20 protein-coding genes are annotated in these 23,485 nt (G+C 70.8%); 11 read left to right on the top strand and 9 right to left on the bottom strand.

The annotated features are described in order from the left end of the window. The first annotated feature begins 168 nt into the window (after positions 1 to 168). Positions 169 to 1,518 (top strand): MFS transporter, encoded by a 1,350-nt coding sequence (locus ACF088_RS14945; RefSeq protein ID WP_392376187.1) that lies wholly within the window; start codon positions 169 to 171, stop codon positions 1,516 to 1,518. Between the two features lie 19 nt (positions 1,519 to 1,537). On the opposite strand, the gene ACF088_RS14950 is transcribed toward ACF088_RS14945, so the two are convergent. Next, positions 1,538 to 2,932, bottom strand: a complete 1,395-nt coding sequence (locus tag ACF088_RS14950; RefSeq protein WP_392376188.1) for a tetratricopeptide repeat protein — start codon at positions 2,930 to 2,932, stop codon at positions 1,538 to 1,540. Positions 2,933 to 3,414: 482 nt separating this feature from the next. Here ACF088_RS14950 and ACF088_RS14955 point away from each other — a divergent pair, with 482 nt between their 5' ends. Next, positions 3,415 to 5,085, top strand: coding sequence for a purine-cytosine permease family protein (locus ACF088_RS14955; RefSeq protein WP_392376189.1), 1,671 nt, complete (start codon positions 3,415 to 3,417; stop codon positions 5,083 to 5,085). 93 nt (positions 5,086 to 5,178) lie between these two features. Here ACF088_RS14955 and rho read toward each other — a convergent pair whose 3' ends face one another. Beyond that, complete coding sequence (gene rho, locus ACF088_RS14960) at positions 5,179 to 6,300, bottom strand: transcription termination factor Rho (protein WP_392376190.1); 1,122 nt, start codon at positions 6,298 to 6,300, stop codon at positions 5,179 to 5,181. 475 nt (positions 6,301 to 6,775) lie between these two features. On the opposite strand from rho, the gene ACF088_RS14965 reads away from it, so the two are divergent. Beyond that, positions 6,776 to 7,507 carry a class I SAM-dependent methyltransferase gene (locus ACF088_RS14965; protein WP_392376191.1) on the top strand — a complete coding sequence of 244 codons (732 nt, stop codon included), beginning with the start codon at positions 6,776 to 6,778 and terminating at the stop codon, positions 7,505 to 7,507. A gap of 206 nt (positions 7,508 to 7,713) precedes the next feature. On the opposite strand, the gene ACF088_RS14970 is transcribed toward ACF088_RS14965, so the two are convergent. Both ACF088_RS14970 and ACF088_RS14975 read right to left on the bottom strand, forming a co-directional pair. After that, on the bottom strand, positions 7,714 to 8,184 hold the full coding sequence (locus ACF088_RS14970; RefSeq protein WP_392376192.1) for an SRPBCC family protein: 471 nt from the start codon (positions 8,182 to 8,184) through the stop codon (positions 7,714 to 7,716). Next, positions 8,181 to 8,936, bottom strand: coding sequence for an alpha/beta fold hydrolase (locus ACF088_RS14975; RefSeq protein ID WP_392376193.1), 756 nt, complete (start codon positions 8,934 to 8,936; stop codon positions 8,181 to 8,183). The genes ACF088_RS14970 and ACF088_RS14975 overlap by 4 nt, the downstream gene beginning before the upstream one ends. A gap of 63 nt (positions 8,937 to 8,999) precedes the next feature. On the opposite strand from ACF088_RS14975, the gene ACF088_RS14980 reads away from it, so the two are divergent. The 3 genes from ACF088_RS14980 to ACF088_RS14990 all read left to right on the top strand — a co-directional run bounded on the left by ACF088_RS14980 (position 9,000) and on the right by ACF088_RS14990 (position 11,532). Beyond that, positions 9,000 to 9,590, top strand: a complete 591-nt coding sequence (locus ACF088_RS14980) for a TetR/AcrR family transcriptional regulator (RefSeq protein ID WP_392376194.1) — start codon at positions 9,000 to 9,002, stop codon at positions 9,588 to 9,590. A 222-nt stretch (positions 9,591 to 9,812) separates the two neighbouring features. Continuing rightward, complete coding sequence (locus ACF088_RS14985) at positions 9,813 to 10,487, top strand: hypothetical protein (RefSeq protein WP_392376195.1); 675 nt, start codon at positions 9,813 to 9,815, stop codon at positions 10,485 to 10,487. 232 nt (positions 10,488 to 10,719) lie between these two features. Then, entirely contained in the window at positions 10,720 to 11,532 is an 813-nt protein-coding gene (locus tag ACF088_RS14990; RefSeq protein WP_392376352.1) for an endo alpha-1,4 polygalactosaminidase, read from the top strand. 195 nt (positions 11,533 to 11,727) lie between these two features. Here ACF088_RS14990 and ACF088_RS14995 read toward each other — a convergent pair whose 3' ends face one another. From ACF088_RS14995 to ACF088_RS15010, 4 genes are all read right to left on the bottom strand, one after another. Next, on the bottom strand, positions 11,728 to 12,873 hold the full coding sequence (locus tag ACF088_RS14995; protein ID WP_392376196.1) for a cytochrome d ubiquinol oxidase subunit II: 1,146 nt from the start codon (positions 12,871 to 12,873) through the stop codon (positions 11,728 to 11,730). Beyond that, a complete protein-coding gene (locus tag ACF088_RS15000; protein ID WP_392376197.1) occupies positions 12,873 to 14,357 on the bottom strand; it encodes a cytochrome ubiquinol oxidase subunit I in 1,485 nt (494 codons plus the stop codon). The genes ACF088_RS14995 and ACF088_RS15000 overlap by 1 nt, the downstream gene beginning before the upstream one ends. Positions 14,358 to 14,385: 28 nt before the next feature. Further along, positions 14,386 to 14,508: a hypothetical protein gene (locus ACF088_RS15005; RefSeq protein WP_392376198.1), complete on the bottom strand. Its 123-nt coding sequence runs from the start codon at positions 14,506 to 14,508 to the stop codon at positions 14,386 to 14,388. Between the two features lie 259 nt (positions 14,509 to 14,767). Next, positions 14,768 to 15,106: a hypothetical protein gene (locus ACF088_RS15010; RefSeq protein ID WP_392376199.1), complete on the bottom strand. Its 339-nt coding sequence runs from the start codon at positions 15,104 to 15,106 to the stop codon at positions 14,768 to 14,770. Between the two features lie 399 nt (positions 15,107 to 15,505). Here ACF088_RS15010 and ACF088_RS15015 point away from each other — a divergent pair, with 399 nt between their 5' ends. The 5 genes from ACF088_RS15015 (at position 15,506) to ACF088_RS15035 (ending at position 22,172) form a co-directional block, all read left to right on the top strand. Next, positions 15,506 to 17,110: a PucR family transcriptional regulator gene (locus tag ACF088_RS15015; protein WP_392376200.1), complete on the top strand. Its 1,605-nt coding sequence runs from the start codon at positions 15,506 to 15,508 to the stop codon at positions 17,108 to 17,110. Positions 17,111 to 17,258: 148 nt separating this feature from the next. Continuing rightward, the gene (gene alr, locus ACF088_RS15020) at positions 17,259 to 18,599 is read left to right on the top strand and encodes an alanine racemase (protein ID WP_392376201.1); all 1,341 of its coding nucleotides are present in this window, start codon (positions 17,259 to 17,261) and stop codon (positions 18,597 to 18,599) included. Positions 18,600 to 18,685: 86 nt separating this feature from the next. After that, entirely contained in the window at positions 18,686 to 20,149 is a 1,464-nt protein-coding gene (locus ACF088_RS15025) for an amino acid permease (protein ID WP_392376202.1), read from the top strand. 560 nt (positions 20,150 to 20,709) lie between these two features. Continuing rightward, entirely contained in the window at positions 20,710 to 21,600 is an 891-nt protein-coding gene (locus ACF088_RS15030; RefSeq protein WP_392376203.1) for an AraC family transcriptional regulator, read from the top strand. Positions 21,601 to 21,806: 206 nt separating this feature from the next. Further along, on the top strand, positions 21,807 to 22,172 hold the full coding sequence (locus ACF088_RS15035; protein ID WP_392376204.1) for a hypothetical protein: 366 nt from the start codon (positions 21,807 to 21,809) through the stop codon (positions 22,170 to 22,172). A gap of 361 nt (positions 22,173 to 22,533) precedes the next feature. On the opposite strand, the gene ACF088_RS15040 is transcribed toward ACF088_RS15035, so the two are convergent. After that, positions 22,534 to 22,995, bottom strand: coding sequence for a lamin tail domain-containing protein (locus ACF088_RS15040; protein ID WP_392376205.1), 462 nt, complete (start codon positions 22,993 to 22,995; stop codon positions 22,534 to 22,536). Positions 22,996 to 23,485: the final 490 nt, after the last annotated feature.

A 23,485-nucleotide genomic window follows, 5' to 3' on the forward strand; every position in this document is an offset into this window, starting at 1 on the left:
ACCGGCGCGCCCCTGGATGTCAGCACGGTACCGCTTCTTCTTTTATCAGAGGAGTCTTGACTTCGCACAAAATGCGAGAAGACTTGCCCCGGCTCACCGTCTGCCGACGCAGCCGGCGGTGTGCCCTCCCCCTTGCTCACCCGATCACGCCCAGCCCCTGGAGAGCCCATGAGCAGCCCCGCTCGCCCCCGGACGGCGCGGACACCGGCCGCCGGCCCCCCGTCGGCCGTTCGCAGCCACTCCCGATGTGCCCGCCTGGGCATACCCCCGGCTCTGGCCTGGGGATTCCTGGGAGTGCTGCTGTTCATGACCGGCGACGGCGTGGAGACCGGCTTCTTCTCGAAGTACCTGGCCGATCAGGGCCTGGCCAAGGCCGATGCGGCGGCGGTCATCGCCGTCTACGGCATCACCGTCGCCCTCGGCGCCTGGCTCTCGGGAGCCCTCTCGGACCTGTGGGGGCCGCGGCGGGTGATGGCCGCCGGCTTCGTCATCTGGCTCGTCTTCCAACTGCTCATGCTGACGGTGGCGCTGCCGTCCATGAACTATCCGCTGCTGCTGCTCGTCTACGGGCTGCGCGGGTTCGGATATCCGTTGTTCGCCTACGGATTCCTGGTGTGGGTCACCGCGGCGACCCCGCCGCAGCGGCTGGGAACGGCGGTCGGCTGGTACTGGTTCGCCTTCACCGGCGGCCTGCCGACCCTCGGCTCACTCGTCGCCAGCGCCACGATCCCGATCGTCGGCTCGTACCACACCCTGTGGTTCGCGCTCGGCCTGGTGCTGCTCGGCGGCCTGCTCGCCCTGCTGCTGGTGCGCGAGCCCACCGGCCGCAGCGGACTCGCTCCCGGCCGCGGGCATCCGCTCGCGACCCTGGCGGGCAGCGTCTCGATCATGCGGCGCCGTCCCCGGGTGGCCATCGGCGCCGCGGTCCGCGTCTTCAGCACCGGTTCCCAATTCGGTTTCCTGGTCTGCCTGCCGTTCTTCTTCACCGAGACGGTCGGCTTCAGCACCTCGGCCTGGCTGCGCCTGCTCAGCGTGATGTTCGCCGCGAACATCTTCGCCAACCTGTTCTTCGGGGCCGTCGGCGACCGCCTCGGCTGGCAGCGCACCATGACCTGGTTCGGCGCCGTGGCCTGCGCGATCACCTGCCTGGCGCTGTATTACGTACCGGTCGTGGCCGGCCCGCACTTCGCCGCCGCCGCGGTGGCCGCCGCCCTCTACGGCATCGCCCTGGCCGGCTACGTACCGATCTCGGCCCTGGTTCCCGCACTGGCGCCACGCCACAAGGGACAGGCCATGTCCGCGCTCAACCTGGGCGCCGGAGCGAGCACCTTCGCCGGCCCCGCCATCGTCGCCCTCGCCCTGGGCCCGGTCGGGGTGGAGGGCATCGTCTGGATCTTCGCCGCCCTGCACCTCGCCACCGCCGTCGCCATCCGGTTCCTCGAACCCGACCCGGAGTTCCTGACGCCCGACGCCCCACCGGCCGTCGAGGACACCAGCCTGCCCGCGGGACATCACTGACGGCCGAACCCGATACCCGTTACGCGGACGCCTGCGCGGCGGCCCGTTCGCGGGCGGCCGCGGCCCGTGCGGGGTCGCCGAGCTGTTCCTCCAGCCGGGCCTTGGCCGACCAGTTGTACGGGCAGACCGGGCGCAGGTGGATCCGTTCGCTGAGCAGGGTCCGCGCCAGGTCGGCCCGGCGTGCGCGCAGGGCTGCCTCGACGAGGGTGCGCTGGATCGCGTCCCGCTGGGCGTGGCTGCCGCCGAAGGTGTTCAGGCGGTGGCGGACGGGCAGCAGCAGATCGACGGCCCGGCCGTAGTCCTGCCGGCCGTAGGCGATCAGTGCGCGGCAGACGGGCAGTCCGACATCGGCCGTCATCGCACGGTTGGTGACCCCCCGCTCCGCCGCCACCCACTTTTCCCGGTCCTGGACGAGGCGCTGTGCCTGGGTGAAGCGGCCTGCCCCCACATAGGCCATGACCGCGTGTGCGTCGTTGAAGGCATAGTGCGGGCCGTCCTGGCGACTCTCCCAGGCGTCGGCGAGCCGGGCCCACCGCGCACTCTGTTCGTCCTGCGCCAGGTACAGCCGCCACAACAGCGCCGCGGCGTCCAGCAGTTCCATCGCCACACCGGCCGAGGCGTCGTGGTGGAGCGCGGAGTCGTAGATCTCCAGGACCCGGTCGGTGGCGCCGGTCTCCAGTGTGTAGAGGGCGTAGTGCCACCAGTTGTGGACGGTGAGCAGGCTGCCCCGGGCCCAGTCGTCCTTACGGGCGTCGAGAAAGCGGATCCCGTCCGCGAAGCGTCCCCGCATCTCGTAGGTGTGCACCACGCTGTGGATGCCCCACACATCGCCCGGATGCCGCGCAAGGGCCGCCAGACCGACCTCCTCCGCCCGTTCGTAATGGCCCGACTCCTCCAGGCCGAACGCATACATGCCGAGCAACGGACCGTGATGGGGGTCGTCCTCGTCCCAGGCGTCCAGTGCTCCGCCGACACGGTCCCGGAGGCTCTGGGCGTCCCCCGTGAGGAAGTCGTGCTGGTGGCCCGCGAACAGTGCCAGCGCATCGCGCGGGAAGGCGACGGAGAGGTCACCCAGGAGGCGGCCGGCGCCGTGCAGGTCGCCGTCCAGCCATGCCGTTGCGGCGGCGATATGCATACGTTCCCGGGGCGTCAGGCGCTCGGAGTCCAGGCCGCAGCGGAACTGGACGAAGCGGTCGCGTGCCGCGGCTGCGTCCCTCTCCTCGGTGCCCAGCACCCCCAGATAGGCGGCCAGCGTCCGCCCCATCACCGACCGCGGCGAGGCGGCCAGTACCGCCTTCGACGACTCCACGACCCGGGGCCGGAAGAACAGCAGGTCGTCCAGCGCCTGTTCGTACCGGTCAGCGGCCTCGGCGCCGGTATCGCTCATCAGATGCCCTTGTCGGTCCGCTGTCATGGTGGCTCCTGCGGGTGAGTCGGGAGGGGAGGGACGGAGGGAGAGGGACGGGAGGAGGGGGCGGAGGGGGCTCGTCGGGCGGCGGCAGGAACACCCGGTTGCCCTTCCCGGCCCGCTCCGCCGTCGCCGTCCTCATGTCTACCCGCTCCGCCGCCCGAGCCGCGAGGACATCTCGCTCATGGCGTCGCCGGTCTCCGCGCCGCCGGCCTTCGCGCTGCCGGTCTCGCGCTGCGGGTCTCTGCGCCGCCGGTCTCTGCGTCGCCGGTCTCTGCGCCGCCCGGAAACATCCGCTTCATCTGGGAAGACGTTGCGGGAAACACGCGCTCCCTAATCTCCCCACCACCGCACTCCCGCTTCGCCGATGTCCCCGCACACCACACGGTCTCCCCGGCCGTGAGCGTGACATCACGTCGCATCACGTCACATCACCCCGCATCACGTCACATCACCTCGCCTTCCCACTGCCCCTCAGGAGGTCCGGCATGAGCGTCGAGCCACAACTGACCGTCCCCGACGACAGCCCCCGGCCCGCCCCCACCGACGCGCCGGCCGGCAGAGCAGCCGACGAGACCCTGGAGGACTACACCCTCCGGTTCGCCCCGCGCAGCTACCGCCGTTGGACGCCGATGGTCGTGGCGACCACGGCGCTGGGCGGCATCGCCTACATGGCCGACTTCTCGATCGGCGCGGGCATCGGACTCGCCCATGGCACGGGGAACGCCCTGGCCGCCATCCTGGTCGCCGCGGTGGTCATCTTCATCACCGGCTTCCCCCTGGCCTACTACGCGGCGCGCTACAACATCGACCTGGACCTGATCACCCGGGGCTCGGGCTTCGGCTATTACGGGTCGGTCCTGACCAGCGTCATCTTCGCCAGCTTCACCTTCATCTTCTTCGCCCTCGAAGGCTCGATCATGGCGCAGGGCCTGAAACTGGGCTTCGGGCTGCCCCTGTGGCTGGGTTATGTGATCTCGACCTGCATGGTCATCCCGCTGGTCATCTACGGGATGAAGGCGCTCAGCAAGCTCCAGGTCTGGACCACCCCGATCTGGCTGCTGCTGATGGTGGGGCCGCTGCTCTACCTGGTCGCCACGGACCCCGGCACGGTGCACACCTTCCTCTCGTACCGGGGCGCCCACGGCGACGGCGGGATCAACGCCGCGTCGGTGCTGCTGGGCGCGGGCGTCTGTCTGTCGCTGATCGCGCAGATCGGCGAACAGGTCGACTACCTCCGCTTCATGCCGCCCAAGACCGAGCGGAACCGGCGCAGTTGGTGGACGGCCGTGGTGATGGCCGGCCCCGGGTGGGTCGTGCTCGGCGCGCTCAAGCAGGCCATCGGTGTCTTCCTGGCCGTCTACATCCTCTCCGAGGTGGGCGCGGCCTCGGCCACCGAGCCGATCCAGCAGTTCACCGGCGCCTTTGCGGCCATGATGCCGTCGTGGCTGGTCATCCCGCTGGCCGTGATCCTGGTCGTGATCAGTCAGATCAAGATCAACGTGACCAATGCCTACTCCGGTTCGCTGGCATGGACGAACTCGTTCACCCGGGTCACCAAGCGCTATCCGGGCCGGATGGTGTTCGTACTCGCCAATCTGGCCTTCGCGCTGATCCTGATGGAAGCGGACATGTTCAGCTTCCTCAACACCATCCTGGGGTTCTATTCGAACTGCGCCATCGCCTGGATCGTCACCGTCGCCACCGACATCATCGTCAACAAGTACCTGCTGAAACTCTCCCCGCAGGCCCCCGAGTTCCGCCGCGGCATGCTCTATGCGGTCAACCCGGTCGGAGTGGTGGCTTTCACCGCCGCATCCGGCCTGTCGATCGCCCTGTACTTCCACGCTCTGGGTGACACTCTCCAGCCGTACTCACCTGTCGCGGCCGCAGTGATCGCCTTTGTCCTCACCCCCCTGACGGCTGTCCTGACCAAGGGCCGGTTCTACCTGCGGCGCACCACCGACGGAATCGACGCTCCGCTGCTGGACCCGGACGGCAACCCCAGTCCGGCCCGGTACGAGTGCCATGTCTGCCGGCAGGAGTTCGAGCGTCCGGACCTCGCCGCCTGCCACCAGCACGCCGCGGTGATCTGCTCACTCTGCCTGAGCACCGACCGGACGGGCGCTCATGTCCTGCCGGCGGCGCCCGCTTCCTGAGGCGGCGGCATGCCAGGCCACTTCACCCCGGAAATGGCCGTGCGCGGCATCGTCGGCCGGGCCAATTCCCGGCGCCGCCACCCGGTCATCCGGTCATCCGCCCGGAGCGGTGTGCCGTACCTGTTGCAGAAAGGTCGCGTTGTCGGGCGTACGCCGGACCTTTTCGAGCAGGGACTCCGTGTTCGCCTGACCGTCCCCGGCCCGTAGGGCGCGGCGGAGTCGGCGGATGGCCGTCAACTCGGCTTCCGGGAGGAGCAGTTCCTCGCGCCGGGTGCCGGAGGCGGTGACATTGACCGCGGGATAGAGCCGCTTGCCCGCGAGCGTACGGTCCAGACGGAGTTCCATGTTCCCGGTGCTCTTCAATTCCTCGAAGAAGTAGTCGTCGGCCCGGGAACCGGTCTCCACCAGGGCCGTGGCGAGGATGGTCAGGGAGCCGCCTTCCTCTGCGAGCCGTGCCGCGCCGAAGAGCCTCTTGGGACCGTGCAGCGCGGCGGCGTCGACGCCACCGCTCAGGGTGCGGCCACCCGAAGCGGCGGCGTTGTTGTGTGCCCGGCACAGGCGGGTGAGGGAGTCGAAGAGGATGACGACGTCCTGTCCGTGCTCAACGAGTCGCTTGGCGCGTTCCACGGCCAGTTCGGCGAGGGCGATGTGCTCCTTCGCCGGCCGGTCGAAGGTCGAGGCGAGCACCTCTCCTCGTACCGAACGGCGCATATCGGTAACTTCCTCGGGTCGTTCATCGATCAGCACGACCATCAGCCGCGAGGCGGGGTAGTTCTCGGCGACGGCGGCGGCGAGTTGTTGCAGCAGCACCGTCTTCCCCGTCTTCGGGGGTGCCACGATCAGGCCCCGTTGGCCCTTGCCGACCGGTGCGATCAGATCGACGATGCGCGGCGCGAGTGCGCCGGTCACACTTTCCAGGCGCATGCGATGGCGTGGGTGCAGTGGTGTGAGGTCACGGAAGTGCGGCCGCCCGCGGACGGCCTCCGGCCTTCGTCCATTGACCGACTCGGCCCGGGAGAGCAACCGAGGCCGCGTGCACGTCCCTACGACGAAATCCCCTTTGCGCAGTCCCGCTTCACGGATCAGCGATGCGGGCACCCGGACATCGCCGGACGAGGCGAGGCAGCCTGCCGCGCGGAGGAAACCGGCTTCTTGCCGGTCGTTCGGGAAATCCAGGACCCCGGCTGCCGACACCTCGGGGTTCCCGGAGGCCACGGTCGCGGACGCGGGCGGTTCAACGGCGCGGGAAGCGGAAGGCGAAGGGGAAGGGGAAGGGGAAGGGGAAGCAGAAGGGGACGGGGACTGGGAGGCAGGGAGAGTGGCCGTGGCGGGCCGCCTGCTGAGATGGGTACCAGTGGTCATGAGAGTCCTCTCGGGAGGTTCGTCTGCGGGTCGGCAGGGAGGGGAATCCGGCAGGAAAGGGCGGTGAGTTCACGCCCTGCCGGCGGTCGGAAAAGCCCCGCGACCGGAAAGAAAGGTGATGCCGCATCGCCGGACTGTGTCTATGGAGCAGCCGGTGCCTGCTGGATCGCCGGTCGAGAAGGACGGACGCAACAGCGATGCGCAAGCGAAGGAAAAGAAGTGACGTACGGGCGCCGGAAGGGCGGCAAGCACACATACGTTCTGTTCGCACGGTACCACACGGCCCGGCCGATGCGGCTGGGTGCAGACGAGTTCTATGCTGAGGGCAATGTTCGCACCTCAGGGTCCCACTCTCCGTGAACTCGCCGTGCAGGCGCTGTCCTCCGTCGAGCGCGGCTATGACCTGCTCTCACCGGCATTCGACCACACGCCGTTCCGGACCCCGGACGCGATCCTGACGCCCGTGTCGCGGGCGCTGCAGAGACTGGGGCCGTTCGACAGCGGCCTCGACCTGTGCTGCGGCACCGGCGCGGGCATGGACGTACTGCGGCAGACCTGCCGGGAACAGGTCACCGGAGTCGACCTCAGCGCGGGGATGCTCGCCCAGGGGCGCACCCGTGAGCTCCCGGCCGCGGGCGCACCACGCACCGCATGGGTGCGCGCGGACGCACGGGCACTCCCCTTCGGACCGGTCTTCGACCTCGTGGTGAGCTTCGGTGCGTTCGGGCATTTTCTGCCCCGGGAACGGCCGGGGCTGTTCTCCCAGGTGCACTCCGTGCTGCGCCCCGGCGGCCGGTTCGTCTTCCCGATCGGGGCTCCGGCACGCCCGGGATCGCCCGGCTACTGGGCATTGCTGGCTTTCGACACGGTGATGCGGGTCCGCAACGCGCTGTGGCGGCCGCGGTTCGTCATGTACTACCGGACCTTCCGGCTCGCCGACGTGCGAACGGAGCTGACGCGGACCGGATTCGATGTGCAACTGCACGCCCTGCCGGAGCTCGGCCGACGCCCCGACGGCAGCCCACGGTGCCGGCTGGTGGTGGCCACCCGGACCGCCTGAGGGACGGATGCGCCGTCACCCGCGAAGAGCCGTGACGTCGGCAAGCTGCGGCGGGAGTTCATGAGTGCGGGCTCACGGACCAGCGCGCGGGGGCGAGCTGCCCGGCCACCTCACGGTTGATGCAGCGCGCGGGGGCGAGCTGCCCGGCCACCTCACCGTTGGCGCAGCGCGCGTCGACGTGCCGGCGGCCGCCGTCCCTGCGCGGTTCAAGGGGCCGTCCGGCACGCGGCGGACAGCCGGCGGAGGGTTACCCGCATGCCGGCGCGGTTGTGTGCGGCGCGCCGGGCTGCCGGAGTGCCGGTGAAGACCAGGCCCAGCATCTCGGCGGCCCCACGGCGCCACCCGTGGCGGCGGCGGTCGATCCAGTATTCGGTGACCAGCGTGCCGCGCTCCGTCGGGGTCAGGCGGTAGCCCCAACGCGCCACCGGCAGGCCGAACGTGGTGTTGTCGAAGGCGAACTCCCGGCCGGGGTCGGCGATGACGATCCGGCAGGTGGCGAACCAGATCCAGCAGGCCTTCCGGTTGACCCCCACGAAGCGTTCCCCGCGGGGCCACACCCAGATGACCTCGGGACTCCACTCCTTCATTCGCCGGATGTCCGCCAGGGCCGCATAGACGGCGTGCGGCGGGAGGGGGATTTCCAGGGATTCCTCCAGGCTCCACACGCGGGCGGTCACTGCACGCCCTCCGGTATCGACGAGCCGTGGATCCGGGCCGTGACGACCGCGGCGGCATCGCGGACATGGCGGATGAGGTCTGCCGTGTCGGTGAGGCTGGTGAGGTGTCCGCACCCCGGCCGGATGATGAGGCGACCGTCGCGGCAGGCGCGGAGGAAGAGGCGTTCATGGCGACGGAAGTGGTCGCGCTCGCCGTTCACCAGCCAGACCGGGCCCGGATACGCGGAGAGCGACGCCATCGGGTCCATCTCGCCCACGGCCTTGATGATGCTCGGAGTGATCCCGCAGCTCAGGCCGCCGGAGACCATGGCCTGCGCTTGAGGAGGGGGCAGGGCGCGGCGGAACGCGAACGCGCTGAGCCGGTCGGCCTGTTGGGGGTGCCGGGCCGCGAGCCGCGCCGCTCCCCGGTAGACGGCGCCGAACAAGCCCCGCGGGAGCGCCGTGCAGCCCATCGCGACCGTGCCGAGGACCCGGTCCGGGTGGGCGGCGGCGGTGGCGATCGCGACATAGCCGCCCAGCGACAGCCCGACGAGCATGGCCCGGCCGCCGAGTGCGTCCACGGCTTGGTTCACCGCCGCCACGGCGCCGGGGATGCTGAACGGCTCACCTCGCCGGTCCCCATGACCGGGCAGGTCGGGCGCAGCTGTGGGATGACGCTGTCCGATGGCGCGGATCACGGGGCGCCACATCGTGCCGCTCACCCGCATGCCGTGCACAAAAACGAGGGGCAGACCGGCTTCCTTGGATTCCATGCCCGGCACGCTACCTCAAATGCAACGCAACGTTGCGTTGTTTTTCGCTGCTACTCTCCTCTCATGAGCGAGGAGCGGAACGGGACACGGCGCGGCGGCGGCCCACGGAAAGCGCGGGAGATCTTCGACGCCACACTGGAGCTGCTGGCGGAAAAGGGCTACGAGGGGCTGACGATCGAGGGAGTCGCCCAGCGATCCGGCGTCAACAAGACCACGATCTACCGCTGGTGGCCGTCCAAAGGAGCCCTCCTCGGCGCCGCACTCATCGGCGCACGCCAACTGGAGCTCACACCTCCCGACACCGGCAGCCTCGAAGGGGACCTGGAGGCCCTCCTGCGCACGATGACGACCCTCCTCACCACGCGGCCCGCCTCCGACATTGCCGTCGCCGTACTGGGCGCCGTCACCCACAGCCCCGAACTCGCCTTGCACGTCAAGGACTTCTTCGCCGACCGGATCGCCCGCGAGCAGGCGGTTTTCGACCGGGCCGTCGCACGCGGCGACATCGCGGCGGACACCGATCCCATGCTGCTGATGGACCTGCTGGCCGGGGCCGTGTGGGTACGCGTCGTGCTGCGCCGGCTCCCGCTCGAGAAGGACTTCGTGGCGCGGACCGTGCGCACCGTCCTCAACGGGGCGCGCGGCGTCGACTGAAGCGGAGGCGGAGGTGGAGGCGGTCGACGCTGCGGGCCACGGCGGGAGGTGATGCTGCCTCCGTTTCGGTCCGCTGTAAAGGGTCTGTTTCGCTATCAACTACAACTTTGCCAACTCTTGGTGTAGTTGCAACAGATTTCACACCAGTCTCATACGCAACAGCGACGCACCCCTCACATGGACGCGTTGCTTCCACATGGCTGGGCGAGAGGCAACAGCACGATGACAAAGAGCAGAACGATCCGCCACGGAAGCCGGCTGCTGGCGCTGTCCACGGCGTCACTGGGTCTGGTCGCGGCGATGGCGATACCGGCTGCCGCGGACGACGGGCCCACCCGGGAGCAGCTCAAAGCCGACTGCGCTTCCGGCGAAGGCAAGTGCAGCTTCAACGAGCCGACTCTCGGCAAGGCGTACCTCGGGGACTTCCGTCAGGTCTCCAACTCCCTCTACAACTGCAGCACTTCGGATGCCACCCAGTCGATGGGCTGGGCGGACACGGTGGGTTCCACGGACTCCGCCGGCGTCTCCGTCACCGCGGGCGGAAACATCGCCGGCCTCATCGACCTGAGTGTCACCGCGACCTACAGCCACACCTGGTCGAGCTCGCACACCGAGAACAGCTCCCTGAACATGACGGTGAAGCCCGGCGAGGTGGGCTGGATCTCCCGCGCCCAGGTCATGCAGACCGTCTCCGGTACCTGGCAGACGCACTACGACAGCCCGAAGTGGGGTCACTACTTCTGGTTCGTGCCGGACACCGTCACCGGGCCCGCGCCCAACGGAACGGATGGGCAGAGCAATGCGGTGACCGTCAAGACGCGCAAGATGACCACGGCGGAGAAGAACTCCTGCTCTGCCGAGGCGAAGAAGGGCCAGGCGTTCGTGGTCAAGCGCTGAGCTGACCACGACGGAGCCGCCGCACGGTTGCGCCGGGGGGCCGCCCCGCGCCTTCGGGCACGGGACGGACGACCGCAGCCGTCGGCCACCGTGCCTCCCGGCTCGTGGGAACGAGCCGGGAGGCACACTTGTTCCTGAGGACGCCGTCACCGGCGCTGCGCGCGGCACCCGCCCGTAGGCTCCGCCTGTGCACTTTTCACGCCCCCTCGCCGTCGGCGCCTTCGTCCTGGTCATGGCGCTGAGCACGGCGTGCTCCGCCGCCCGCGCTCCGCACGCCGCCGGTTCCGGGACACCGGCCCCGTCCGGCGGGGCGGCGGTCCCCACCGCGGTGCGGCCACCGACGGCGAACGCCGTCTTCGACTATCAGCTCGGCGGCGCCTATCCCCCGCCCGCCGGGACCCGGGCCGTGTCCCGCGACCGCACGGCCCAGCCGGCCCCCGGTCTCTACAACATCTGCTACGTCAACGCGTTCCAGGCGCAGCCCGACGCGACCGGCCTCTGGCAGGACCGTCACCCCGAGCTGCTGTTGCGGGACGGGCGGGGAAAGCCCGTCATCGACGAGGACTGGGACGAGCCCTTGCTCGACATCTCCACCGGCGCCAAGCGACGGGCGCTCATCGACGTCGTTGGTCCCTGGATCGACGGCTGCGCCAAGGCCGGTTTTGACGCCGTGGAACCCGACAACCTCGACTCCTACGAGCGGTCCGGCGGCAGGCTCACCGCCGCGGATGCCGCGGCCTTCGCCCAACTCCTGGCCCGCCGCGCCCACCAGCAGCACCTGGCCATCGCCCAGAAGAACACCACCGACCTGCTGCCGCAACGCCGTCACATCGGCTTCGACTTCGCCGTCGTCGAGGAGTGCACCCGCTACCACGAGTGCAAAGAGTTCGCCGAGGCCTATGCCGACAAGATCTTCGTCATCGAATACGAGGCGAAGGATTTCACCGCGGCCTGCCGCGCCTGGGGGAAGGCCCTCTCCATCTCCCTGCGCGATCGCGATGTCCGCTCCGCCGGTGCCGAGGACCATGTCGCGGAGCACTGCTGACGGCGTGCCGCGCGACGACGTCGCCCACTTCGACCCGTTCAGGTCCCCGGAACAGCCCGGCACCAGAGACGGGCAACGGCCTGCCGCGGGCACGGCCCAGGGCACCGGGGAGCCGGTGGGCGGTGGGCGATGGTCGGGAGCCGGTGGGCGGTGGGCGGCGCCGGTGGGCGGTGGTCGGTGGGCGGCGCCGGTGGTTCAGTTGCGCTCGGTCGGTTCACCGCGGCCCGGACCTGACGGCTTGTCGCGGACCGGATCGGTGGCGCCGCCCTGTCCCCGAGACGGCTCGGCGCGGCCCGGCCCGGGCGGATCATCGCGGCCCGGTCCGTTCCGTTGCAGGTCGGCGCCGGAGAGCGGTTCCAGCTCGCCGTGGGTGTCCAGCCAGTACAGGAACGCCACGGCCGGGCAGACGAGCACCACGGCCACAAGGGTGACCAGGCCTACCCACCGCAGGCTGCTGGGAGCACCGGCGCCCTCGGCCACGGTCAGCGAGGTGGGGATGAGATAGGGACGTTGGGCCGCTCCCCAGGCGATGACCGCCGCGGCGACGACGCCGACGGCGGTGAGCCGGGACCAGGCTCCGGACCGGCGCAACAGGAGCCACCCGGTGGCGAGGGAACAGACTCCGGCCAGGATGACGAGGCCGAGGCCGACGCCGTGGGTGAGTCCGTGCCAGACGTGCGGGGCGTCGCTCCGGGTGACGGTCAGCATGATCGCCGCGAGTACGGCGAGCGCGACGAGGCTGCCCAGCGCCCGCCGCCGGAAGTAGCCGACGAGGTCGGGCGCCCCGAAGCGGGCGGCGTCCGCGGCCAGGAACACGGCGCCGAGGAAGGCCGTCGACACGATGGCGATCAGTCCGAAGAGGATGGAGGTCGGGTTGGCCCAGGCATGAGCCGATGCCTCCGTTCCCGGTACCGCCCGTCCCGAGGCGATACCGCCGACGGCCGCGCCGAGGAAGAACGGGGTGAGCAACGAGGAGAGGGCGAAGACCGCACCGTAGAGGCGTCGCCCCGCGATGCGGTGGACGGGCTTGCGCAGGGCGAATCCGGCACCGCGCAGGACCAGCCCGATGGCGGCCAGGGCCAGGGGGAGCCACATCGCGGAGAACACGGTCTGGAAGAGGATCGGGAACCCGGTCCACATGATGACGAAGAGGAAGACCAGCCAGACGTTGTTGACCTCCCACACGGGGGCCATGGCATGGTCGATCAGCCATCTGGGGCGCTTGCCGCGCTCCGCGCCGCCGGCGGTCAGGTCCCAGAACCCGGCTCCGTAGTCGGTGCCGCCGGCGCAGGCGTAGGCGGCCACGGCGAGCAGCATCGCCACGGCGATGACGGCGGCCATCACGGTCGGCCGTCCTCGGCCGGTTCCGGTCCCGTTCCACCGGACGGCGGCGGGCCGCCGGCCGGCACCGGCGCGCGCGGACCGTAGGGGGTGTCGGTCTCCGGTCCCTCGTGCCGCTCCCCCGCCGCGGGTCGCGCGTCGGCGAGCCGCCAGCCGGTACGCATCTTGAGCAGCACGGCGAGCAGCGAGCCGAAGATGAACACATAGACCACCATCACCAGGCCGAGCATGATCCACAGACTGGTGGACCGGGTCGCCGTCACCGCCTCGGCGATCCGCATGTGCTGGTAGACGATCCAGGGCTGGCGTCCCACTTCGGCGGTGACCCAGCCGCATTCGACGGCGACGACGGAGGCGACACCGGCGCACGCCGCACCGCGGAAGAACCACGGTGACCGGGGCAGCCGGCGGCGCCGCAGCCGGCACCAGCCGTACCAGAGGGCGAGGAGGAGCAGCAGCGAGCCGATCACGGCCATGAGGTCGAAGGCCGCGTGGGCGATGGTGGCCTGGGCCGCCGTCGGCCGGTCGCTCGCCGGGACGGAGGTCAGTCCGGTCACCTTGGTCCCGGGTCTGAACCCGGCCAGCACGGAATCGAATTGGGGGATCTTGATGCCGCCGGAGACGGTGCCGTCGGGGTGCAGACGGCCGAAAATGTACTCCGGTACGTGGGTGCCGGTCCGCCAGACGATCTCCGTCGCGGCGAACTTCACCGGCTGCTTGTGGAAGACCGACCGGGCGATGGAGTCGCCGAGCAGCAGCTGCACCGGGGTGAACACCGCGGCGAGGGTGAAGGGAACGGTGAAGCCGAGCCGGTGATAGCGGTCGCGACGGCCGCGCAGCCAGCCGACGGCGTAGACGCCTGCGACGACGTATCCCGCGGTGACCAGCATCGCCACGACGAAGTGCCAGTACTGGGGGCCGAACATGGGGGTGAAGATCGCCGACCAGATGTGGACGTCCACCGGCTTGCCGTCGGCATCGAGGGTGAAGCCTTGGGGGGTGTTCATCCACGAGTTGGCCGCCAGGATTCCGAACGCGCCGAGCAGGGCGGCGGCCGGGAGGGGCAGGCCGAGCAGGAAGTGGGTGCGGGGCTTCAGCCTCCGCCAGCCGTAGAGGTAGATGGCGATGAGCACCGCTTCGAGGAAGAACGCCCAGGCCTCGACGCCGAATCCGATGCCGAAGACGCCGCCCCATGTGCCCATCAGGCCGGGCCAGAGCAGCCCGAACTCGAAGGACAGCACGGTACCGGTGACGACACCGACCGCGAACTGCACCGCCATGACCGCCGACCAGCGTCGGGCGAGGAGCAGTGCCACGGGGTCGTTCCGGCGGAGGCCGCGGTGGTGCATCACCAGGGTGATCAGCGGCAGCGCCACGCCGAGCGGCACCAGGATGATGTGGGACGCCAGGGTGAACGCCATCAGCTGCCTGGCCGGGAGCAGTTGGGCAGGAGCGTCCGCCAGCAGTGTGACCGTGGTGTGCATGCCTCCGTGCCTTTGCTGCTCGGGACGTTCAGGAGCGGGCCGCCTCGGGGTCGCCGACGGGCGGGTCACGCCCCCGGCCCGGTCCGCCGGGCGGGACGTCCCGTGCCTGCGCCGGCCTCGGCTCTCGTGCCGCACCGGCGGTGGAGTTCACGATGCCCTGCCTCCTCGGTGCTCGGCCCCGTCCCGCGGGCTCAGCGCCGGTCGCGCCCGGCTCGTCACAGAAGCACCGACGGGCCCGGGCAGCACGCACCGCGGGCCCGCTTTGAGCCGTTGGGCCGATGATCTTCGCTCGGTCGGCCCAGCCGGGGCACGGAGAAGGGCAGGGGGTGCGGCAGTTCAGGACCGCCGCACCCCCTGCCCCAGGGGACCAGGACTCTTCTCTTCGCCGCTCTCCTCAGTGCGGCGCCGCGCTACGCCGTCTCATGAGCGGCGGTGCCGTTGATCTTCTCTATCGCTTGGCGAGCCTGCTCCTGAGGAGAGCGGGACGGCAGGGGCGACACCGTGGTGGACGCCACGGCGGGCTGCGCCCGCTCCTGTGCCACTGTCTTGGCATGGGGGGCAGGCGGGCGGATGCGCAGCCGCTGGCTGGCGGCCTCGTCCAGGGTCACCGGGCGCTTCCAACGGGCAGCCAGCCGGGCGGCGTCCTGACCGAGCGCGGCAACGTCCTCCCACTGCAGACGAATCACCAGGGATACTTCGGCGTCTCCCTCCGGCAAGGCCTGGAGCTGCGGGATACCAGGGTCAGTCATGGTGCCCTCCTCACATCGTGGACCGGTGCCCCACGGGGCACGGATATGGAGAGATACGGAGCGGCCGCCGCCGTCGTTCAATTCCCGCCACCGGAAGGTGATTTCCGTGGAATCCCCCTGATGTCCGTGGGTGACGATGCCTGCCGACGACGCCTGCCGACCGCGCCTGCCGACCACGCCTGCCGACCGCGTCGGCGGCCGCGCACCGACCGTCATGCGGCAATGACCGTCAGTTTCGGTGCGGGAATCGCCGGTGCAGTGGTGCGAGAGCCCGGTTGCCGGACCGGTTCCGGGGGCGGTGACGCCCAAGGGCTGTCCGCTCGGGAGAGGCCGCGTGCGGAGGTGCGGATTCCGTGGTGCACGATGGTGGGCGGAACGGTGAGCGGGTGATGACCGGTGATGAGTCTGCAACGGCTTCTCGGCTCCGTCGGGCCGGCCGTGCTGTCGGGGGTGCGCGCCCCCGGAGGCACCGCGGTGCCGGTGGGCGATGTGGTGATTGCCGAGCCGGACGGCGGTTTCGATCTGCGCCCGGGGGACCTCGTCCTCGGAGTGAATCTCACGGATCGCTCGCAGGCCCTGCGGCTGCTGGCGTCGTGCGCCGCGCGGTCGGCCGGCGCTCTGCTGCTCAAGGCCCCGGCGGCGGTCGACGAAACGGTGGTCACGGCCGCGAGCGCCGCGGGGCTGCCCTTGGTGCAGGTCGAGCAGCAGGCGGGCTGGGCGCAGGTGGTGTCCCTGCTGCGCGCGGTGCTCGACAGCGAGGGTTACGCGGACTCCGGCACGAGGGCGGTCGGCACCGAGGCGGGTGATCTCTTCGGGCTGGCCGACGCGATCGCCGCCGTGATCGATGCGCCGGTCACCATCGAGGACCGCAGCTCACGTGTCCTTGCCTACTCCGCCCGTCAGGAGCGCGGCGATGAGGCGCGGGTCGCGACGATCATGGGACGCCACGTCCCCGACGAGGTGAACGCCCACTTCCGGCGGCACGGCGTCTTTCACAAGATCGCCCAGGACACCGAACCGTTCTATGTACCCGCGGTGGTGGAAGGGACCAAGCCCCGGCTGGTGGTACCGGTACACGCCGGCGGGGATGTGCTCGGCTCGATCTGGGCGATCGTGCCGGGACCGGTGCCCGCCGAGCGGGCCGAGGCATTCGCCGACACCGCGGCGGTGGCCGCCCTGCATTTGCTGCGTCGGCGGGCCGGCGCGGATGTGGAGCGCCTCGTCCTGACCGACATGGTCGCCACGGTGCTGCACGGCCAGGAGGGATCGGCGGACGCGGCGCGGCGCCTGGGACTCGCCGCCGGCCCCTGGCGGGTGATCGCTGTAGGGGTGCGCTGCGAGGACGACGGCGAGGCGGAGCGACAGCGACTAACGGTATGGGAGCGTATGTCCCGGTTCCGTGGGTCTCGCCTTCGGTCCCCCGCGGCAGTCATCGGCGGAGTGGTGTACGGGATCGTTCCGGCGGAGATGGCCACCTGGCCCACCGACGGGGGGCCGGCGTGGCTGGAGACCCTCTGCGGAGCCGCCGGGCAGCCCGCCCCCCTGGTCGCGGTCGGCGGACTGGCGGCGTCGGTCCCCGGGCTCGCCCGCTCGCGTGAGCAGGCCGACGACACTCTCGACCTGCTCCGGACGGGCCTGATCGCGAGCACCCGGGCCGTCCACGACGAGGTGTGGGCCACGGTCGTGCTCCGCCATGTCGCACGCTCCGCCGCGGCGGCACGGATCACCGCCGTCGGACCGCTGCAGCAACTGGTGGACCACGACCATGCGTACGGCACGAGTGGTGTGACAACTCTTCATGCCTGGCTGCAGGAGATGGGCGACCCACGGGCCGCCGCGGCCCGCCTGCGCATCCACCCCAACACCCTGCGGCACCGGATGCGCCGCCTCCAGGACGTCGTGGCGCTGCCACTGGACGATCCCCAGGTCCGTACCGCGCTGCTGCTCCAGCTCACCGCCCGCCAATACGGCGGGGAGACCGACGCCGAGGCCCATTCGGGCTGAGCCGCCGGCCGCCTCCCGTTGTCCCGGTCCCACTGCCGAGCGCCCCGAGACAGTGCCGATCGAACGATGACGGCCCGTTCCCCCGCCGAAACCATGGCTCCACCCGCAGCTCACCGGGCACCAATGGATCCCATGGAAGGACGGTGGCATGACATTCGGCATTCCCCGCGAGACCGAGATCGCCGTAGCCGGACACGGAGCGGCAGCGACCGCCGTCGCGGACGTACGGCCGCCGGCCGGCCCCGGCGCAGCGGCCGGAGGTCCCGACCCGGCCGCACCCCCAGAGGTCCCCCCGGCCGGCGGCTCGGCGTTCGACCACCACGGTGGGGAGCCGTACCGGGCCGGAACACCGCACGCCCAGGCCCGCATTGATCTCGCGGCGATCCGCGCCAACGTCAGCCGGCTGTGCGATGCGGCGGGCTCCGCCGAGGTGATGGCCGTGGTCAAGGCCGACGGCTACGGGCACGGCATGGTCGCGGCCGCCCGGGCGGCGCTCGCGGGTGGCGCCACCTGGATCGGCGTCGCCGGGATGCGGGAGGCGCTGGCACTGCGCGCGGCCGGTGTCCCCGGCCGGCTGCTCGCCTGGCTGCTGACGCCGGGTGACGACTGGAATTCCGCGGTGGCCGCCGGGGTCGAACTGTCGGCCGGTGCCGACTGGGCGGTGCGGGCGGCGGTCCGGGCGGCGCACGCCGTGGGCCGGCCTGCGCGGCTGCACCTCGAGGCGGAGACCGGGCTCGGGCGCGGCGGCGCCACGGCGGGCGACTGGCCGGCGCTGGTGGAGACGGCGGCGCGCGCCGAAGCAGCCGGGTCCGTCCGTGTCGTCGGCGTGTGGTCGCATCTTGCGCGGGCCGATGAGCCCGGGCACCCCGGCTGTGACCGGCAGTTGGCGGACTTCCGCAGCGCTGCCGAGCTCGCCCGGCGGGCCGGGCTCACCCCCGAAGTCCTGCACCTGTCCAACTCGGCCGCCACACTGACCCTTCCGGAGGCACACTTCGACCTCGTACGTCCCGGGCTCGCCGTCTACGGGCTGAGCCCGGTGCCCGGCCTGGCCGGACCGGCGGAGCTGGGGCTGCGCCCGGCGATGACCCTCACCGCACGGCTCGCCTCCGTCAAGCGGGTACCCGCCGGGCACGGCGTCTCCTACGGGCACCGCTATCGCACCCCCCGCGAGACCACGCTCGGCCTGGTCCCCGTCGGCTATGCGGACGGCGTTCCCCGGCATGCGTCACAGGCCGGTCCGGTGCTCGTCGCCGGCCGACGGCACAAGGTGGCGGGCACCGTGTGCATGGACCAGTTCGTCCTCGATCTCGGCGATGTGCCCGCCGCCCCCGGAGACGAGGTCGTGCTCTTCGGGCCCGGCGACCGCGGGGAACCGGGCGCGCAGGACTGGGCCCGGGCCGCCCACACCATCTCGCACGAAATCGTCACCCGTATCGGCGCCCGCGTTCCGCGCACCTATACCGGCGGCACGGTTTCCGACGCCCGCTGAACCGACACCGACCGCCGTTCCGCCCGTTGGACCACCGACACGGTCCGCCCCTTGCCTCACCTCCGCCCCGACGAGAGGGCCCCACCATGACGTACCGGCCTCCAGCGTCCCCGCCACGTCCCACCGGCCACGACGACCCCGGTGCCGCACACCTCCACCGGGGTCTGCAGCCCCGTCACATCCAGATGATCGCCATCGGAGGAACGATCGGCGTAGGACTCTTCCTCGGTTCCGCCCAAGCCCTCCACGAGGCCGGTCCGGGGCTGCTGCTCACCTACGCGCTGGCGGGCGTGGTCGTCTTCTTCGTGATGCGGGCCCTCGGTGAGCTTCTGGTGTACCGGCCCGTGTCCGGGTCGTTCGCCACCTACGCCGAGGAGTTCATCGGCACATGGGCCGGGTTCGCCACCGGCTGGAGCTACTGGCTGATGTGGGTCGTCACCGGTACCGCGGAGCTGACCGCGGCCGGGATCTACGTCCGCTACTGGTGGCCCGGTGTGCCCCAGTGGCTGCCCGGCCTCATCGCCCTGGCGGTCCTCGGCCTCGTCAATCTCCTGGCGGTCCGGCTGTTCGGGGAGTTCGAGTTCTGGTTCGCCATCATCAAGGTGCTCACCATCGTCATCCTGCTGATCATGGCCGCGGCCATCCTGGTCTTCGGCTTCGGTCCCCTGGGGAACACCGCGTCACTGAGCAACATCTGGACGCACGGTGGTTTCTTCCCCCACGGCACGGCCGGACCGCTGCTCGCCCTCCAGGTCGTCGTCTTCGCCTTCGTCGGAGTCGAACTGCTCGGTGTGACCGCCGGGGAGAGCAAGGACCCGGAAAGGACCCTGCCCTCCGCCGTGCGCCGGGTGATCTGGCGGATCGCACTGTTCTACCTGGGCGCCCTCACCGCGGTCATGGCGCTGGTCCCCTGGAATCAACTCGACCCGGACACCAGCCCGTTCGTGCTCGTCTTCGCCGAGGTCGGGGTGCCCGCGGCCGCGGGTGTGGTGAACATGGTCGTGCTGACCGCGGCGCTTTCCTCCTGCAACAGCGGGGTGTTCTCCACCGGCCGCATGCTGCTCACCCTGGCCCGGGACCGGCACGCGCCGGCCGTGTTCGGAAAGGTCAGCCGCCAGGGCGTCCCCGCCGCGGGCATTCTCGCGTCCATGGCCGTCATGCTGCTGGGCGTGGCCGCGAACTACTTCGTCCCGAAGGAGGCCTTCGCGTACGTGACGAGCGTGGCGACCATCGCCGCCGTCTTCACCTGGGGAATCATCGTCTGCGCCCATCTGCGCTACCGGGCGGCGGTCCGCGCCGGTCGGCTGGGGCCGGTCGCCTTCCGTATGCCGCTGGCGCCGGCATCGAACTACTTCGTCCTCGCCTTCCTCGGCCTCGTCCTCGTCCTGCTCGCCTTCGACGCCGAGACCAGAATCGCGCTGTACGTGGCCCCGGTATGGGCGGCGATCCTCGTGGCCGGCTATCACTTCACCCGGCGTACCCGGACCGCAGGACCCCGGAGCGCGGTACCGCCCGACGAGGAGAGGCCGGAGCCGTCACGGCTCACCTGAACTGATGCGCAGCAGGTGGCCCTCCTTGCCGACGCCAAGAAGCTACGGAAGTCGTCGTATGCCATGGGTGCTGCTTCGTGGGCGGGTGCCGGGGTCGGACGGTGGGCTTGACCGCTCGGGCGGCGCGCATGCCGTCCCGCCGCTTGGGGCGGCGCTCCTTGCCCCCTGCTCGTCGGGTCGGTGGATGACGCCGTCGCTCCCGTCATTCCCACGATCAGTCGCACAGCGGTCGGCTCCCTCGGTTCATCGGACGGCGCAACGGTCCGTGCGACACCGGCACAAGGCCGGAAGAGCCCGTCGCGCCGGTGCGCGACAGGTCAAGGCCGGTGGGCACGCAAAGCCGGCGGGCAGCGGGCAGCGGGCAGCAGGCAACAGGCAGCAGGCAGCAGGCAGCAGGCAGCAGGCAGCAGGCAGCAGATGAGGGTGCACCGAAATTTTCGGTCACCGCGTCGTCACGCCGGATTTGCTCCCGGTAAGCCCGCATGCTGCCTGACCGGCTCTTTCCTCCCTCACGCTGGGCGCGAGCCACCCCTTCGAAGCGGCACGCTGAGGAAGACGTTATGGACGGAAACGGACCCGCTGACATCACCGAGGTCCCCTTCAGGGCCTCCGCGGGAGCCCCGCCCGGCGCGGAGGTCCTCGGCTTCGGCGATCTGCTCGCCCGCGCACGGCGGCATGACACCGACCCCTACGCCACCAAGCGCCTGGCCTTCCACGAGCTGATCGCGGTGCGCACCGGCACCCTGCGCTGCTCCGTCGACTTCACCGAGCACGAGCTGACCCCGGGCAGCTGGCTGTGGGTGCGCCCCGGCCAGATCAGTCAGTACCGCTCCGACCTCACCCTGGCCGAGGGCAGCATCGTCCTCTTCCTGCCGGGCTTCCTGAGCCCCGTCACCGCGGATGCCGCCCGCATCGATCAGCACGACGGGGCGCTGCCACTGGCCCCTCAGGGCGCGGAGGGGGATGCCGTACGCCGGGTCCTGGAGCTGCTGGAGGGCGAGTACCGGCAGCTGGCCGGCCTGCCCCTGGAGGTACATATCGAGGTGGTGCGCCATCTGCTCGCCGTCCTCGTCCTGCGGCTGGCCCAGGTGCGCGGCGCCCAGGGCCGCGAGGAGGCGGGCGGTGCCGCCTTCCGGAGTTTTCAGCGGGCCGTGGAGCGTGACTTCGCCCGCACCCACCGGGTGGACGACTACGCCAGGCAGCTGGGCTACAGCGTCCGCACGCTCACCCGCGCGACCCACACCGCCGCCGGGTGCGGCGCCAAACGCTATATCGACGACCGGGTCCTCCTGGAGGCCAAGCGCCTGCTGGTGCACACCGGCCTCACCGCTACCGCCATCGGCGACCGGCTCGGTTTCCCGGATGCCACGGTGTTCACCAAGTTCTTCCGGCAGCGGGCCGGCGAAACTCCGGCGGTCTTCCGCAACCAAGCACGGGGGAACCGACCGTGACCCGGCGCGGCGCCCGTGGGCGCCGCGGATCTGCACCACCAGAGGTGCCGGGCCCCTCCCTCGGCGGCGGGTACGGGGCGGCGCGGTCTTCCGCGCGGGACCGCGCCACCTCGTTGTGCCTGGGGCCTGCGGCCTGCGCATCACGCCATGCGGCCCGCGGCCTGCGGCCTGCGGCCTGCGGCCTGCGGCCCCGTACTCTCGGACACATGAGGAAAGACCATCACCTTCGTCGTCTGGTCATCGGCGAGGAAACCTGGCTGTGGTCGGTCCGCCACAAGCACCCCGAATGCCGCGAGATTCTCTCGCTCCATCACGACGCCACTCGGGCAACCGTGCGGATCGTCTTCCGTGACCGGCCGGGGCGTCTCGTCCCTGACGGCCTCTTGCACTCCGGCGCGGTCGGCGCCCGCAACCGCGGCGTGCTCAATCTGCACGAGCCGGGCGTGGTCCGCCGGATCTTCGACGAGCTGGCCTCACAGGGCCACTTGCCGGCCCCTGCCAAGGAGCAGGAGCTGGACGGCTGGCCGCTTTACGATGCGCTCGTAGCGCACGAGGACAACGGAACCCGCTGAACACGGGGACCGGGTGGGGCAGTTTACGGCCGGCCACGGGAGGGCCGGTCAGCCGCAGTTCCGAGCGCCTGGCAACCGGCTGAGCCACGGCAGGGAACAGCGGCGCCACCGTCGAGAGGAGGCTCGCCGTACCCGTCGTCGAGATCGTCGCACTGGCCGACGCCGCCCAGGCGCAGGAGATGAGCGAGGCGGGGCATGTGCTGCGGAAAGCTGATCGGCAAGGTCCGAGCCGCGCAGCGTTCGGCGGCTCCCGCATGCACACGGCGGTGCGCCACAGACAGGCTGTCTGTGGCGCACCGGGTGGCAGAAGCTCCGGCCGGTGAGGGAGGGGTGTCCCCTCACCGGTCACGTCCGTGCGGGGTCAGCGACGGCGCCCCCACGCCACGGTGTCGACGACACGGTGGCGGTCGCTGCGCAGGGTCGCAGCGTCCTTGTTGTTGTCCCAGACGTAGTTCCGGCGGTCCTGGTAGACGTCATTGCGGTTGTCGCGGCCGATGCCGGTGTGGACGCGGACCTGGCTGTGGCCGTTCAGACGCACGTTGCCGAAACGGTAGGCGTGCCCGCTCTTGTCGGACAGGCTCCAGCCCTTGATGTTGACGGGTGTGCGGCCGGTGTTCTTGACCGTGACCCACTCCGCGTTCAGGCTCCGGTTCGAGCGGTCGTCCCGTCCGGGGCTGTCGTACTGGATCGCCCCGAGCACCACCGCGGACCGCGTGGCGTGCGGAGCATGGTGGCCGGCCGCACTGGCCGGAAGGGCTGCGGTGGCTGCCAGGGCCGCGGAGCCCAGGACAGCCATGGCAACACGCGAAGCGTGAAGAAACATCGAACCTCCTGCAAGGGGCGCCCTTGTGCGGGCGCCCAAAAACCGGACGCCCGGCCGGTTTGACCGGGCCCCCAAAGATTGACCGCCCGTCACCCCTTGGTGGGGGAAATCCATTTTGGTGTGACAAAACGCGGACATATGCACAACCACACCACGCCAGGCGCGTACGCCCCCGCGCCCACCAGGTCCCCCACAACGCCCCCTACACGTATCCGGCCTGCGGACCGTCGGGCTCGCATGGTGACCTGTCGCGCATTCCCCTGCTGCCAAGAGCTCGGGCTCACGTCGGGTGGCTTGAGTCGGACTGCCGGCCCCTGCCCATGTGATCAAGAGATCCACCAAGGAGGCAGAAGCGTTGCCACGCTCGCCGCACCCTCAACTCATGTGACCGTCACGTCACTTCGGCATCATTCGTTGCCTGCGGCCCCTGGAGCCTCTACGTTGAGCGCGCCTGAATTCAGCTCAGCCCGCCGCTTCTGTGACGGGCTTC

The sequence above is a fragment of the Streptomyces sp. NPDC015125 genome (assembly GCF_043080045.1).
Classification (GTDB): Bacteria; Actinomycetota; Actinomycetes; order Streptomycetales; family Streptomycetaceae; genus Streptomyces.